Source organism: Streptomyces sp. NPDC002076 (genome assembly GCF_053593835.1).
Map to the genome: position 1 here is coordinate 111,770 of NZ_JBSFDI010000020.1, position 14,655 is coordinate 126,424.

Annotated in this window: 10 protein-coding genes; 5 read left to right on the forward strand and 5 right to left on the reverse strand. The window is 72.8% G+C overall.

Going from position 1 to position 14,655, the window contains the following annotated elements; translation table 11 throughout:
- The first annotated feature begins 68 nt into the window (after window positions 1-68).
- From ACWCQS_RS34085 to ACWCQS_RS34095, 3 genes are all read left to right on the forward strand, one after another.
- The gene (locus ACWCQS_RS34085; protein WP_451008038.1) at window positions 69-1,079 is read left to right on the forward strand and encodes a permease; all 1,011 of its coding nucleotides are present in this window, start codon (window positions 69-71) and stop codon (window positions 1,077-1,079) included.
- The gene (locus tag ACWCQS_RS34090; protein WP_451008039.1) at window positions 1,076-1,795 is read left to right on the forward strand and encodes a TIGR03943 family putative permease subunit; all 720 of its coding nucleotides are present in this window, start codon (window positions 1,076-1,078) and stop codon (window positions 1,793-1,795) included. Before ACWCQS_RS34085 ends, ACWCQS_RS34090 begins: the two co-directional genes overlap by 4 nt.
- 85 nt (window positions 1,796-1,880) lie before the next feature.
- Window positions 1,881-2,897 (forward strand): hypothetical protein, encoded by a 1,017-nt coding sequence (locus ACWCQS_RS34095; RefSeq protein WP_451008040.1) that lies wholly within the window; start codon window positions 1,881-1,883, stop codon window positions 2,895-2,897.
- A gap of 22 nt (window positions 2,898-2,919) precedes the next feature.
- Here the strand turns inward: ACWCQS_RS34095 and ACWCQS_RS34100 are convergent, their stop codons facing one another.
- Complete coding sequence (locus ACWCQS_RS34100) at window positions 2,920-4,968, reverse strand: NAD(+) synthase (protein WP_451008041.1); 2,049 nt, start codon at window positions 4,966-4,968, stop codon at window positions 2,920-2,922.
- Between the two features lie 159 nt (window positions 4,969-5,127).
- Between ACWCQS_RS34100 and ACWCQS_RS34105 the strand changes: the two genes are divergently transcribed.
- Window positions 5,128-6,099 (forward strand): ATP-binding cassette domain-containing protein, encoded by a 972-nt coding sequence (locus ACWCQS_RS34105; RefSeq protein ID WP_388623509.1) that lies wholly within the window; start codon window positions 5,128-5,130, stop codon window positions 6,097-6,099.
- Window positions 6,096-6,890, forward strand: a complete 795-nt coding sequence (locus ACWCQS_RS34110) for an ABC transporter permease (protein WP_451008042.1) — start codon at window positions 6,096-6,098, stop codon at window positions 6,888-6,890. The genes ACWCQS_RS34105 and ACWCQS_RS34110 overlap by 4 nt, the downstream gene beginning before the upstream one ends.
- Before the next feature lie 55 nt (window positions 6,891-6,945).
- Here the strand turns inward: ACWCQS_RS34110 and ACWCQS_RS34115 are convergent, their stop codons facing one another.
- The 4 genes from ACWCQS_RS34115 to ACWCQS_RS34130 form a co-directional block, all read right to left on the reverse strand.
- Complete coding sequence (locus ACWCQS_RS34115; RefSeq protein WP_451008043.1) at window positions 6,946-10,098, reverse strand: ATP-binding protein; 3,153 nt, start codon at window positions 10,096-10,098, stop codon at window positions 6,946-6,948.
- A 19-nt stretch (window positions 10,099-10,117) separates the two neighbouring features.
- The gene (locus ACWCQS_RS34120) at window positions 10,118-10,636 is read right to left on the reverse strand and encodes a hypothetical protein (RefSeq protein ID WP_451008044.1); all 519 of its coding nucleotides are present in this window, start codon (window positions 10,634-10,636) and stop codon (window positions 10,118-10,120) included.
- A 111-nt stretch (window positions 10,637-10,747) separates the two neighbouring features.
- Window positions 10,748-12,706 (reverse strand): amino acid transporter, encoded by a 1,959-nt coding sequence (locus ACWCQS_RS34125; RefSeq protein ID WP_451008045.1) that lies wholly within the window; start codon window positions 12,704-12,706, stop codon window positions 10,748-10,750.
- 275 nt (window positions 12,707-12,981) lie between these two features.
- Window positions 12,982-14,553 carry a Na+/H+ antiporter gene (locus ACWCQS_RS34130; protein WP_451008046.1) on the reverse strand — a complete coding sequence of 524 codons (1,572 nt, stop codon included), beginning with the start codon at window positions 14,551-14,553 and terminating at the stop codon, window positions 12,982-12,984.
- Window positions 14,554-14,655 lie beyond the last annotated feature (102 nt).

Here is a 14,655-nt window from a genome sequence, read left to right on the forward strand (position 1 = left end):
CCCCGGGGACGACTCGCGTACCGAAGGGGAGGGAGCGAATGAGGACAGCCAGCCGGAGGTAACCGCACGTGGCCATCACGGAAGACGCCCCGCCCAGCGCGGAGGTCAGCCCCCCGCCCGGTCCGGAGGGCCGCCGGCTCAGCTCCCCCCTCGTACTGACGCTGACTCTGCTCCTCGCGGTGCTCGCCCAGTCCCCGATCCGCGGGCTGCTCGGCACCCCGCTGATGCAGAGCTGGATGACGGTGTTCGTCGCGGTGACGGTCCAGGCCCTGCCCTTCCTCGTCCTCGGCGTGCTGCTGTCGGCGGCGATCGCGGTGTTCGTGCCGCCGTCCTTCTTCGCCCGCGCCCTCCCGCGCCGCCCCGCCCTGGCCGTCCCGGTCGCCGGGATCGCGGGCGCGGTGCTGCCGGGCTGCGAGTGCGCCTCGGTGCCGGTGGCGGGCGCCCTCGTCCGCAGGGGAGTCACCCCGGCCGCCGCGCTCGCCTTCCTCCTCTCCGCCCCCGCGATCAACCCGATCGTGCTGACCGCCACCGCCGTCGCCTTCCCGCGCAACCCCGAGATGGTGCTGGCCCGGTTCCTGGCGAGCCTGCTGGTGGCGTGCGCGATGGGCTGGCTGTGGCAGCGGCTGGGCCGCACCGACTGGCTGCGCCCGCCGGCCCACGGCGCGCACGAGGGCGCGACCAAGGGGGAGGCGTTCTGGAACTCGGTACGGCACGACACCATGCACGCGGGCGGCTTCCTGGTGCTCGGGGCGATGGCCGCGGCCACGCTGAAGGCGGCGACCCCGGCGGACTGGCTGCGCACGGCGGCCGGAAACCCCGTCTTTTCCGTGCTGGCCCTGGCCGTCCTCGCCGTACTCCTGTCCATCTGCTCGGAGGCGGACGCGTTCGTCGCGGCCTCCCTCACCCAGTTCTCCCTGACGGCCAAGCTGGTGTTCCTGGTGGTGGGCCCGATGATCGACCTCAAGCTGTTCGCGATGCAGGCCGGCACCTTCGGCCGTACCTTCGCCCTCCGCTTCGCGCCCGCCACCTTCGCGCTGGCGATCACGGGCGCGCTCGTCACGGGGACGGTGCTCCTGTGAACCGCCAGTCCCAGGCCGCCGTCATGTTCCTGCTCGGCGCCGCCCTCCTCCACGCGGGCAGCACCGACCTCTACCTCCGGTACGTCAAGGAGGGCCTGCGCCCACTGCTGCTGGCCTCGGGCGCGGTACTGATCGCGGCGGCGCTGGCAACGGTCTGGTACGAACGCCGACGCGCCAGGGCTGCCGCCGCCGAGACCCACGACCACCACCCCGAACCCCGGGTCTCCTGGCTCCTGTTGCTCCCCCTCCTCGCCCTCATCCTCATCGCCCCGCCCGCCCTCGGCTCCTACAGCGCCCTGCGCTCCGGTACGGCCCTGCAGAAGCCGTTCACCTACGGCAGGCTGCCCGCCGCCGACCCGGCCCCGCTGTCCGTGATCGACTACGCCTCCCGCGCGGCCTACGGCCACGGCCGTTCCCTGCAGGGCCGTACGGTCCGCGTCACCGGATTCCTCGCCCTCGACCACTCGGGCGCGCCGTACCTGGTCCGCATGGCCCTCAACTGCTGTGCCGCGGACGCCCAGCCGATCAAGATCGCCCTCACCGGCAACCTGCCCCCGGTCCTGCGCCCGGACGCCTGGCTGGAGGCGACCGGCACGTACACGCCCAGGCTCATGCGGGACCCCGTCAACAACGGCCCCATCCCCTACCTGAAGGTCACCTCGGCGAAGCCGGTCCCGGTGCCGCACGATCCGTACGACGAGACGTGGAACACCTGACGCGAGATCACGGCAGTGCCGGCCGTCTCCTCGTTGCCGGATCCGGTACAAGACCGTTCGGCCCGGCGCGGTCACAATCCGAGACATGAACAGCAAGGTCGGTCAACTCGTGGTCTGCGCGCTGCTGCTGGTGTGCGCGGGGGTGGCCGCCTGGTTCGTGCCGGCCGTCACCGCGGACGAGCGGGCCTGGCGCGCGGCCCGGCCCTGCGCCGCCGGTACGCGCGGGAACGACTGCCTGCGCACCCTCCCGGCCGTGATCGAGCGGACCGATCCGCATTCGCCCAAGCAGGGCGGCCGCCTGTACTTCACCGACGGCCGTCCGCTGGACCGGCTCTGGGTGTCGTACGACGCGGCCGAGACCTTCGCGGCCGGTGACCGGGTGCGGCTGACCGTGTGGCGGGGTCAGGTGATGAAGGTCGCCGGGGCACGGTACGCCTGGCACGAGCATGTGGCCACCGGGGGCAGCCAGGCCGTCGTCGCGGCCGGGTGCGTGCTGGCCGCGGGCTGGCCAGGGGCCCGGCTGCTGCTGCGGGCGCGCGGGCGCCGGCGACCGAAGGACGAGGTCCAGCCGTCACCGCTGCCGTTCCTCGTCCCCCTCCTCGGCACGGCGGTGTGGCTCCTCCCGCTCTGCTACCGGCACCCCGTGTCCCTGTTCGGCTCGCCGGGGACGATCGCCTGGTGGGCGGTGGGCACGCCGGTCAGCGTGGCGCTGTCCGGCTGGGCGTGGCGGGCGACGCGGATCCCCACGCCCGGTGACTTTGCGGCACCCGAACTCCCCACCGACGGCGAGGTGTTCCTGCCCGCGCGTTTCCTGGAGGAAACCGACTACAACCCGCACGGCTTCGGTACCCACATCGTGCTCGGCGCCGACGGACCCGCCGTGACGCCGCACCCCGGGCCGGGGCGGTTCGCGGCGCGGCGGATCCCGGTGGGACGGCTCACCGTTCAGGGTGTGCGGCGGCCGCGGGGTGAGGAAGGTGACCTCGTTCCGCACAGCTGGCACATCGCCGAGCTCGACGACGCGGGTACGCCGGTCCGGCTCGCGGCCGATCCCGACGACCTCGCGCTCGTCCTGCGTGTGCTTTCCGGCGTGCGCGCGTGAATCCGCCCAGCAGCTCCGGGCGCTACGCCTCGGCCTCCTTCAAGTCGACCCGCTCCAGGTCCCGCAACCACGCCTGCGCCGTCCCGTCCGACGGGGCCCGCCAGTCGCCGCGCGGCGAGAGCGAACCGCCTGCCGAGACCTTCGGGCCGTTCGGCATGGCCGAGCGCTTGAACTGGGAGAAGGCGAAGAAGCGGCGGATGAAGACCTCCAGCCAGTGGCGGATGGCGGCGAGGTCGTACGTGCCCCGCTCGTCCTCCGGGAAGCCGGGTGGCCAGGCGCCGTTCTCGCGGTCGTGCCAGGCGTGCCAGGCGAGGAAGGCGATCTTGGCGGGGCGGAAGCCGTAGCGCAGCACGTGGAAGAGGGTGAAGTCGTGCAGCGCGTACGGGCCGATCTTGGACTCGGTGGACTGCATCTCATCGCCCGGTACGAGTTCGGGGCTGATCTCCGTGTCGAGGATCGCGGTGAGGATCTTGCCGGTCTCCTCGTCGAACTGCTCGCTGCCGACGACCCAGCGGATGAGGTGCTGGATCAGTGTCTTGGGAACGCCGGAGTTGACGTTGTAGTGGCTCATCTGGTCGCCGACGCCGTACGTCGACCAGCCGAGCGCCAGCTCGGAGAGGTCGCCGGTGCCGAGCACGATGCCGCCGCGCTGGTTGGCGAGGCGGAACAGGTAGTCGGTGCGCAGGCCCGCCTGGACGTTCTCGAAGGTGACGTCGTACACCGGCTCGCCGGCGGCGAAGGGGTGGCCGATCTCCTTCAGCATCAGCCGGGCGGTGGGCGTGATGTCCAGCTCGGCCGCGGTGACGCCGAGGGCGCGCATCAGCCGGTGGGCGTTGTCCTTGGTGTGGTCGCTGGTGGCGAAGCCCGGCAGGGTGAAGGCCAGGATGTCGCTGCGCGGGCGGCCGGCGCGGTCCATCGCCCGGGCGGCGACGATCAGGGCGTGCGTGGAGTCCAGGCCGCCCGAGACGCCGATGACCACCTTCGGGCCGCCGATCGAGGCGAGGCGCTGCTGCAACCCCGCGACCTGGATGTTGTAGGCCTCGTAGCAGTCCAGGGCGAGGCGGTCGGCGTCGGCGGGCACGAACGGGAAGCGTTCGACGCGGCGGCGCAGGCCGAGGTCGGTGGTGGTGGGCGGGGCGAGTTCGAAGGACACCGTGCGGAAGTCGTCGGTCCGTGCCGCATGGGTGCGGCGGTTGTCGCCGAAGGTGCCCGTCCGCTGCCGTTCCTGCCGCAGCAGGTCGAGGTCGACGTCGGCCACCGCGTACTGCTCGCCGAGCGGGAAGCGCTCGGTCTCGGCCAGCAGTTCCCCGTTCTCGTAGATCAGGGTCTGGCCGTCCCAGGACAGGTCGGTGGTCGACTCACCGAGGCCGGCCGCGGCGTAGACGTACGCGGCGAGGCAGCGCGAGGACGCGGAGCGGCACAGCAGCTTGCGGTCCTCGGCGCGGCCGACCGTGATCGGGCTGCCCGACAGGTTGACGAGGACGGTCGCACCGGCCAGCGCGGCCTCCGCGCTCGGCGGCACCGGCACCCACATGTCCTCGCAGACCTCGGCGTGCAGGACCAGCCCGGGCAGATCCGTCGCCGCGAAGAGCAGGTCCACGCCGAAGGGCACATCCACGCCGCCGAGCCGGATCGTTCCGCCGCGCTCGGCGTCGCCCCCGGCGATCTGCCGGCGCTCGTAGAACTCCCGGTAGTTCGGCGGGTACGACTTCGGTACGACGCCGAGGATCCGGCCGCGGTGCACGAGCACCGCGCAGTTGAAGATGCGGTCGCGGTGGCGCAGCGGGGCGCCGACGACCAGCACCGGCAGCAGGTCCGCCGACCCGGCGACGATCGAGGCGAGCGCCGTCTCCACGTCGTCGAGCAGCGCGTCCTGCAGCAGCAGGTCGTCGATCGCGTATCCGGACAGGCACAGCTCCGGGAACACCGCGACGGCGACACCCTCCCCGGCGCACCGGCGCGCATGGCGCAGCACCGCCTCGGCGTTGGCGGGCGGGTCGGCGATGACGGTGTGGCCCGTGCACGCGGCGACGCGCGCGAAGCCGTGCTGGTAGATCGACCAGAAGCTCAACGGGACCTCTTTCCGAAGCGACTTTCCTACAAGAGGAAGCCTAAAGGGCGGGCCGCTGCCCACCGCTCACCTGCGGGTTTCAGCGCTCCGAAGCCCTTTCCGCCCGGCTGAAACCCCGGTGAAGCCGCCCTGAACCGCGCCGGCCGCACGCTCTGGGGCATGACGACGACCGGACAAGAACTCGCGATCGCGGCCACCGGGCTGCGCAAGGCCTACGGGGACAAGACCGTCCTCGACGGCATCGACATCCAGGTGCCCGCCGGCACGATCTTCTCCCTGCTCGGGCCGAACGGCGCGGGCAAGACCACGGTGGTCAGCATCCTGTCCACGCTGATCTCCGCCGACGGCGGCCAGGCCCGGATCGCCGGGCACGACCTCACCGCCCAGGCCCAGGCGGTCCGGGCGGCCATCGGGGTCACCGGGCAGTTCTCCGCCGTGGACGGGCTGATCACCGGCGAGGAGAACATGCTGCTCATGGCCGACCTGCAGCACCTCTCCCGCCGGGAGGGACGGCAGGTCGTGGCCGAGCTGCTGGAGCGCTTCGACCTGGTCGAGGCCGCGAAGAAGCCCGCCTCCACCTACTCCGGCGGCATGAAGCGCCGCCTCGACATCGCCATGACCCTGGTCGGCAACCCGCGGATCATCTTCCTCGACGAGCCGACCACCGGCCTCGACCCGCGCTCCCGCCACACCATGTGGCAGATCATCCGCGAGCTGGTCTCCGGCGGTACGACCGTCTTCCTCACCACCCAGTACCTGGAGGAGGCCGACCAGCTCGCCGACCGCATCGCGGTGCTCAACGGCGGCCGGATCGTCGCCGAGGGCAGTGCCGCCGAGCTCAAGCGGCTGGTGCCCGGCGGCCATGTGCGGCTGCGGTTCTCCGACCCGGTGACGTACGAGCGGGCGGCGACCGCGCTGCGCGAGACCACCCGCGACGACGAGGCGCTCACCCTGCAGATCCCCAGCGACGGAAGCCAGCGCGAGCTGCGCGCCGTCCTCGACTGGCTGGACGCCGCCGGCATCGAGGCCGACGAGCTGTCCGTGCACACCCCCGACCTGGACGACGTGTTCTTCGCCCTGACCGGCAGTTCCGTACCCGCGCAGACCACCGACAAGGAGACCGTCCGATGAGCACCGCCGGCTACGCCTTCCGCGACAACCTCACCATGCTGCGGCGCAACCTCCTGCACGCGCGCCGCTATCCCTCCCTCACCCTGAACCTCCTGCTCACCCCGGTCATCCTGCTGCTGCTCTTCGTCTACGTCTTCGGCGACGTGATGAGCGCCGGCATCAACGGCGGCCACGCGAACCGGGCCGACTACGTCGCCTACCTCGTGCCCGGCATCCTGTTCCTGACCGTGGCCATGACCTCGCTCGGCACCGCGGTGTCCGTGTGCACCGACATGACCGAGGGCATCATGGCCCGGTTCCGCACCATGGCGATCTCCCGCGCCTCCGTGCTGATCGGCCATGTGATCGGCAGTGTGATCAAGACGCTGATGGCTCTGGTGCTCGTCCTCGCCATCGGACTGGCCATCGGCTTCCGGCCGAACGCGACGCCGGTGGAGTGGCTCGCGGCGGCCGGACTGATGGCGCTGGTCAGCCTCGCGCTGACCTGGATCGCGGTCGGCATGGGCCTGGTGAGCCCCAACCCCGAGGGCGCCAGCAACATCGGGACCCCGCTGGTCATGCTGCCGTTCCTGTCCAGCGCGTTCGTGCCCGTGAACGCCATGCCGGGCTGGTTCCGCTGGTTCGCCGAGTACCAGCCGTTCTCGCCCTTCATCGAGACGCTGCGGGGGCTGCTGCTGGGCAGCGGGATCGGCACGAAGAACGCCGTGCTGGCTCTGGCCTGGTGCGTGGCGCTGACGGTGCTGGGCTATCTGTGGTCCAAGGCGCAGTTCACTCGCGAGCCGAAGCGGTGACGACGCGGAAGGGGCGGGGCCGCGAGGCCAACCGGCGGACGCGGGTGAGCCCCCGTCAGTCCGCCGTCAGCTCCCGCAGTGCCTCCGCCCGCAGTTCCTCCCGCCCCAGGGCGGCGTACCTCGACCTCGCGTCGGTGTACGCCGCCCTGTCGGCGTTCTCGGCCGCTGCCCGCGAGCGGGTCAGGGACAGGGTGGGGAACTCCCGTACCACCGGCATCCGTTCGGCCAGCGCGACCAGCCGTACGGCGGCCGGGTCGCCCTGGGCCAGCCGGGTGTGTCCGAGGGCCAGCAACAACGTGCCGTACACCGGCAGTTCCACCGGGGCCCCGTCGGCCGGCGAGCCGTCGGCCGGGGCACCGGACAGCAGCCCGAGCAGCCGCGCCCGCAACTGCTCGGTGAGCCCGGCGACCGGGTCCGGCCGGCCGTGCAGCGCGTGCGCGGCCACGGCGGCCGACTGCAGCTGCAGCGCCCACGGGTCCACGAAGGGATCGTCGGCGGCATACAGGGCACTGATCTGCCGTACCCGCTCCGCCGCCCGGCGCCACAGCCCGAGCCCGAGCTCGGTCAGTCCCCGGGCCAGCGCGATCTCCGCCCTGGCCGGCAGCTCGGGGCTGAACATCCCGTCCGAGTCCGGCGGCTGGTCCAGGGCGGCGCGGTCCAGCCAGTACTCGGCCTCTTCGATGTCGCCCTTGTGCAGACAGGCCAGCGCCAGCCCCCAGCGGACGCCGAGCGAGTCCGACGTGTCGCCGAACGCGTCCAGTGCGCTCAGGGCGGCGCGCAGATGGTCGTACGCCTCCGCGCCCCGCTCGGTCTGCAGGCACAGCTCGCTGACCCGGCCGTGGCTGAGCAGGTGCATGGCCGGGTTGTTCAGCGGGGCGAGCGCGTCGACCATCCGGCGGGCGCTCGCCAGCGCCCGCTCCACGTCGTGCCCCGCCTCCCAGAGGTAGCTGGCGACGGCCGCGGCGATGCCCGCCAGCAACGGCTCGTCGGCCTCGCACAGCTGCCGGAGCCGGGCGAACTCCGGCGGCCGCATCTCCGGTACGGCGCACAGCACGACGGACAGGGCCCGCAGCACGGTGTCCGGCGGTGCGGACGGCAGCCGGCGCAGGGTCACCAACTGGCGTACGGCGTGCGGGCCGTGGCCCATGAAGAGGCTCGCCGCGCACACCGCCGCCGCGCTGCGGGCCGGTTCCACGTCCTCGGGGTCCTCGGGCCGGAAGTGGGACAAGGGGCCCGCGGTGTCGGCGGCCAGCGCGGCCAGCCGGCCGTAGGTGGAGCCGGTGGACCACAGAGAGGACAGTACGGCGGTGACGGCCGCGGTGGCGGGCCCGTCGCCGCGGGCCAGCGCGTGCCGCACGGCGAGGACGAGGTTGTCCTGCTCGGCGCGGATGCGGGACCAGGCGGGCACCGGGTCGTGGCTGAACAAATGGTCGTGGTGGGCGCGGCCGAAGTCCCGCGCCCAGGCGAGGAACCGGCCGGTCACCGCCTCCTCCTCGCCGGCCTCGGCACGCTTGGCGGCGCCGAACTCCCGCAGTGTCTCCAGCATGCGGAAGCGCACTCCGGAGGGGCTGTCGTCGACCTTGATCAGGGACTGCCCGGCCAGCTGTTCCAGCAGGACCAGTGCGTCCCCGGTCTCGCCGAGGACGTACTCCGCCGCGTCCTCGGTGAAGCCCCCGGGGAACACGGACAGGGCGCGCAGGGCGGCCTGTCCGTCGGGCTCCAGGAGGTTCCAGCTCCAGTCGACCACCGCCCGCAGGGTGCGGTGCCGCTCGGGTGCGTCGCGGGCGCCGCCGCGCAGCAGCGCGAACCGGTCCCTCAGCCGGCTGGAGATGTCGGCCACGGAGAGCACCCGCACCCGGGCCGCGGCGAGCTCCACGGCGAGCGGCAGCCCGTCCAGGTGCCGGCAGATCTCGGCGACCGGGCCCGGGGGCAGTTCCACGCCGGGCCGGGCGGCGCGGGCCCGCTGGGTGAAGAGTTCCACCGAGGTCGCCTGGGACAGCTCCGGCAGGGCGTACACGGACTCCGAGCTCAGCCCCAGCGGGGCCCGGCTGGTGGCCAGCACCCGCAGCTTGCCCGTCCGCGACACCAGCGCCTGGACGAGGGCGGCCGCACCGGCGATGACCTGCTCGCAGTTGTCCAGCACCAGCAGCACCGGCCCGGCACCCAGCGCGGCGACGATGCCGCCCACCGGGTCCGTGCCGCCGGTGAACTGCCGGCCCTCCCCGGCGCCGACCGCCGTGGCCACCTCGCCGGGCACGTCGTCGTCGGCGGTGACACCGGCCAGCGGCACGAAGTGCACCACGGGCTGCTCGGCCGCCCGGCTCACCGCGTGGGAGAGCCGGGTCTTGCCCAGTCCGCCGGGGCCGACGACGGTGACCACCCGGGCCTCGCGCAGCAGCCCGGTCACGGCGGCGAGGTCGGCGTCCCGGCCCAGCAGCGGGTTCGGGTCGTGCGGCACGCCGTGGCGCACCGGCGCCGCGTCCGCCCGCAGCAGCTCCTGGTACACGGCTTTGAGGCCGGTGCCGGGATCGGTCCCCAGCTCGTCCCGCAACCTGCGGCGATAGGTGTCGTAGCGGGTCAGCGCGGCGGCCCGGCCGGCGGTGGCGGCCTCGCAGCGCAGCAGTTCCGCCAGCACCTCCTCGTCCCGCGGCAGCTCCTGCGCCAGCTCGGCCAGGGCTGCCGCGGCCTCCTCCTGCCGCCCCAGGCGGGCGAGCGCGAGCGCCCGGGAGCGGACCAGCGCGCGGTGCGCCCGGACCCGACCGGCGCGCAGCGCCACCACCGGGTCGTGCAGGTCCTCGCCCGCTCCGGCGCCCACGTTCCCGTCCCACAGGGCCAGCCCGGCCTCCGCCTCGGCCAGCGCGCCCTCGTGGTCCCCGGACCGGGCGCGCCCGGCGGCCGCCGACTCGTGCAGCAGCAGCGCGGAGCTGTCCACCCGCGGCTCGTCCAGCGCCAGCCGATAGCCCGTCGGCGTGCTCACGATCAGCTCGGCACCCAGCTGCGCCCGCAGCCGTGACACCAGGATCTGCACCGCCTTGCCGGGCCGCTCGGGCAGCTCGTCCTCCGCCCACAGCCCCTCCACGAGCCGGCCCGTGCTGCAGCCGGTGCGCAGATCCTCCGCGAGCAGGGCCAGCAGCCCGCGCAGCCGGGGTGCCGTGATCTCCCGCCCACGACAGGCGACGCGGGACAGCAGTGTCAACTCGGTGGTCACCCGTGCAGGTTAGCCAGAGTCAGGAGAGCCCCGAAGCCCGGAGCACCGCCTGCACGGTCTCGTCGTCGATGCGGTGGCCCAGGCGGTGCACGACGTCCGCACCGCGCAGCAATGTTCCGCGCTCCAGGGAACGGCGGACGCCGGTGTCGAGTTCGTGCCAGAGCAGGGGGTTGGCGGCGAGGACGCGGGGATCGAGTTCCAGGCGGTGGCCGTGGACGTCCCGCAGGACCAGGTGGGAGGAGACGCCGTCGTACTGCCGTACGGAGACCAGCGCGTCGGTGCGGACCAGGTGCCGGCGCCAGGGCGTGCGTACCGCGAGCCAGCCGGGGCCCGCGCTCACCCGCTGGGGGAGCAGGACGGTGCACACCGCGGCCGACAGGGCGACCCAGAGCAGGGCGCGCACGGGGGTCAGGGTCCCGGCGTCCCAGTCGACGAGGAGGCTCAGGGCGCAGGACAGCAGGGCGCAGGTGAGCGCGAGCCGGGCGCTGCCACGCCAGTGGCGGTCGCCGGCCGAGCCCGGCGGTCCGCTCCGTCGCATGGGGCCGACGCTAGGCGGCCTTGCGGGGTGCGGCAGCCGCTGCTTACGGGGTCCTAGCGCGATACGGGTGCATCTTGACGGAATCCTGACGCCGGTCGGCGCGGCCGGTCCTCAGCCGGTGTGCACGCGGGGGCGCTGGGGCCGGTTCGGTTCGGCCTCGCGCAGGACCTCGCGGGTGACCGGGGCGACCTCGCCCTGGCCGAAGAGGAAGAAGCGGAGGAAGTTGGCGAAGGGGTTGCCCTCGGTCCACTCGAAGTAGATGTGCGGGGTGCAGCCCGTCATGTCCCGGGCGTGCAGGAGGAGGGCCGCCAGGGCGTTGGAGATGGAGGAGGACTCCAGGGTGAGCACCCGGTAGCGGTCGTGCAGCACCTCGCCGCGCACGCTCAGGCCCGACTCGAACTCGGAGGGGTCGGTGACCGTGACCTCGACGAAGACGAAGTCCTCCTGCTCGGGCAGGTCGTTGTCGGCCCGGATCTGCTCGATCTTGTCGCGGTACTCGGCCTTGTCGCGGAGGCCGGGCTTGTTCGCGATGAAGCGGATACGGCGGTGCGACATGTCCCGGATGAATCGTTCCGCCATGGCGTCCAGCTCGACATGCGTGACGCGCAGTTCGAAGGCGCGGGCCAGCCGGGAGAGGAAGGAGACGAGCATGATGCCGACGATGAAGCAGGCGCCGATCTTCACACCGTCCGGGCGCTCGATGACGTTCACCACGGTCGTGTAGAGGAACACGGCGGAGATCACGGCGAACCCGATGGTCCACTTGCGCTGCCCCGCCTTGCGGGCGGCGATGGTCACCGCGATCGCCGCGGAGCTGATGAGCACCAGCACACCGGTGGCGTAGGCGCCGCCCTGCTTGTCGACGTTGGCGTCGAACAGCCAGGTGACCAGGAAGGCGATGAGCGTGAAGACGATGACCATCGGGCGCACCGCGCGGGCCCAGTGCGGGGCCATGCCGTAGCGGGGCAGATAGCGCGGCATCAGGTTCAGCAGACCGGCCATCGCGGAGGCGCCGGCGAACCACAGGATCGCGATGGTCGAGATGTCGTAGACCGTGCCGAAGGCGCCGCCGAGGTATTCGTGCGCCAGGTACGCCAGCGCACGGCCGTTGGCCTTGCCGCCGGGCTTGAACTCGTTCGCCGGGATCAGCACGGTGGTGATGAAGCTGGTGGTGATCAGGAAGGCGCTCATGATCAGCGCGGCCGTGGTGAGCAGCTTCTTCGCGTCCCGGATCCGGCCGGTCGGCTTCTCCTCGGTGTCGTCCGGGTCGCCCCGGACGTGCGGCATGACGGCGACACCGGTCTCGAAGCCGGACAGGCCGAGCGCGAGCTTGGGGAAGACCAGCAGGGACACGCCGATCATGGCGAAGACGTTGCCGTGCGCGGCGGTCAGGGCGCTGGTCCAGTCGGTGACCACGTGCCCGGCGGTGAGCACGTGCCACAGCCCGACCACCACGACCACGGCGTTCAGGGCGAGATAGACCACCACCAGGGCGAACGCGACGCCGATCGCCTCCAGGAAGCCCTTGAGGAACACCGCGCCCAGCAGCGCCACCAGCAGCAGCGTGATCAGCATCTGCCCGCCGTGCAGCGTGCTCGTCAGGTGCGGGTTCTCGATCAGGTGGGTGGAGGCGTCGGCGGCCGACAGGGTGATGGTGATCAGGAAGTCGGTGGCGGCGAAGCCCAGCAGGGTCAGGACGAACAGCTTGCCCTTCCAGAAGGACAGCAGCCGCTCCAGCATGGCGATGGAGCCCTCGCCGTGCGGGCTCTCCTTGGCCACCCTGCGATAGACGGGCAGGGCGCCGGCGAGGGTGACGGCGACGAGGACCAGGGTGGCGACCGGGGAGAGCAGGCCGGCCGCCAGGGCCGCGATACCGGGCTGGTAGCCGAGGGTGGAGAAGTAGTCGACACCGGTCAGGCACATCACCCGGTACCAGCGCTCACCCCTGTGCGGGGCTTCCGGCTCGGCGTGCGGGCCGGTGTGGCCACCTGCCTTGCCCATGTCGGACAGGCCCTGCAGCATCCAGGCGCGCAGCCGACCGGTATGCGGAGGGTGTTCGATCGTCGCCATCGGCGTGCTCCTGATGTGCGGCTCAGCGTGGGGTTCCGGCCATCACGCATACGGCGACACCAGCGTAGGCAGACGGTGACGCACGGGCCCATGGCTCGTTCCGCCGGAGGCGTCAAGCTTGCGTCAAGACCGGCGCGGCACGCGCTTGCTGGACATAGAGTGTGGGGTTTTCCCATGCACGGGGAGGGGTTGCGCCGTACGGGGGAGCGGACGGCGGCGGAGCACACGGTGGACTGCGCTGGGGGCACTTTGACGGCCGACGGCACTGCAGCGGCTCAGGTGTCGGACAGCCGGGCCTCCTCCAGGTCCAAAGCCCGCTGCAACCGCCGCCGCGTCGTGTCGCTGATGGCATGCGCGTCGTACAGCCGCTGAAGTTCACCCGTCTCGACGGCGATCAGATCGCGCCGCAGCTGGCGGTAGACCCGGTCGGCGGACTCGGTGGCCACGCCGCCCCTGCTCTCGGCGAGGCGGTCGCGGGCGTCGTCGAGGCGGGCGGTCAGGCCCCGGCGGAGCCGGTCCAGGACGACCTCGGGCACGACCTCCAGCTCCGCGAGCTCCTCCAGGCGGGCGAGGCCGGCATGGGCGAGGTGGGAGCGGGCCTCGGCCTCCTCGCGCGCGGTGTGGGCGGGCTCCAGGGCGATGCCGGAGGCGCGGACGACCGGGGCGAGGGTGAAGCCCTGGACGACGAGGGTGACGACCACGACGGACGTGGTCAGGACCAGCACCAGGGGGCGGTCGGTGAGCGGGCTGCCGTTCTTGGCGACCTCGGGTATGGACAGCGCGGCGGCCAGCGGCATCACGCCGCGTGTGCCCGCCCAGGTCAGCACCATCGGGATCCGCCAGTTCAGCCGGCCGACCCCGCCCTCGCGCTGCACGACCGCCGACAGCGGCGCCAGCCACAGCAGCCGCACGGCGACGAGCGTGGCGGCGACGGCCAGGGCGTACAGCGGCCAGGCCTGGTCGCCGTCCGCCAGGGCCCGTACCTGGGAGGGCAGAGCCAGGCCGATCAGGCTGAAGACGACGCTCTCCAGGAGGAACACGACCGTGCCGTACACCGCGTGCAGCTGGAGCCGTATGCGGGCGTTGGTCAGGCGGTCGCCGCGGCCGCCCAGCACCACCCCGGCCACCACGCAGGACGTCACTCCGGAGGTGTGCGCGACCTCGGCCAGCAGGTACGCGGCGTACGGGGTGACCAGGGCGATCACCGTCTCCAGCACCGGGTCCTCGGTGCGGCGCCGGATCAGGGTGACCACTGCGGCCACCGCCGTCCCGATCACCGTGCCGCCGCCCGCGAGCAGAAAGAACTGGCCGCTGGCGGCGCCCCAGCTCGCGGCGGCCGAGGCGATGGCGATGCCCGCCGCCACCCGGACCAGTACCAGGGAGGTCGCGTCGTTGAACAGGCTCTCCGCCTGCACGAGGACCTGCACTCTCGGCGGCAGGGCGAGCCGGCGGCCGAGCGCGGTCACCGCCACCGGGTCGGTGCTGGCCAGCACCGCGCCCAGGACGAACGCCATCTCCCAGGACAGGGGGGTGACCAGGGCGGCCACGGCCGCGACGGCCGCCGCGGAGGCGAGCACCAGGCCGATGGCGAGGATCCCGACCGGCTTCCACACCGCCCGCAGCTCCCGCCAGGGCATGTCCTCGGCGCTCGCGTACAGCAGCGGCGGGAGGACGACCAGGCCGATGATCTGCGGGCTGATCTGGATCTGCGGGGTGCCCGGGAGCAGGGCCACCGCGAGACCGGCGACCACGAGCAGGGAGGGGGCGGGGATGCGCCAGCGGCGCGCGAAGGTGGCGACCACCGTGGCGAGGACCACGAGGGCGAGAACCGTGCCGACGCTGCGCATGCCGTCCCCCTGGAATTGCGGAAGCCACCCTGACTCCCGGCCGACCAGACTTCCCGGCACACCTGGGCTCACCCTATCGGGCCAGGTCACGTCAAGACAGTG

Coding starts and splice junctions, on each gene's coding strand:
- ACWCQS_RS34120 (WP_451008044.1), bottom strand. CDS start 10,636: ATGCGACGGAGCGGACCGCCGGGCTCGGCCGGCGACCGCCACTGGCGT.
- ACWCQS_RS34095 (WP_451008040.1), top strand. CDS start 1,881: ATGAACAGCAAGGTCGGTCAACTCGTGGTCTGCGCGCTGCTGCTGGTG.
- ACWCQS_RS34105 (WP_388623509.1), top strand. CDS start 5,128: ATGACGACGACCGGACAAGAACTCGCGATCGCGGCCACCGGGCTGCGC.
- ACWCQS_RS34110 (WP_451008042.1), top strand. CDS start 6,096: ATGAGCACCGCCGGCTACGCCTTCCGCGACAACCTCACCATGCTGCGG.
- ACWCQS_RS34130 (WP_451008046.1), bottom strand. CDS start 14,553: ATGCGCAGCGTCGGCACGGTTCTCGCCCTCGTGGTCCTCGCCACGGTG.
- ACWCQS_RS34125 (WP_451008045.1), bottom strand. CDS start 12,706: ATGGCGACGATCGAACACCCTCCGCATACCGGTCGGCTGCGCGCCTGG.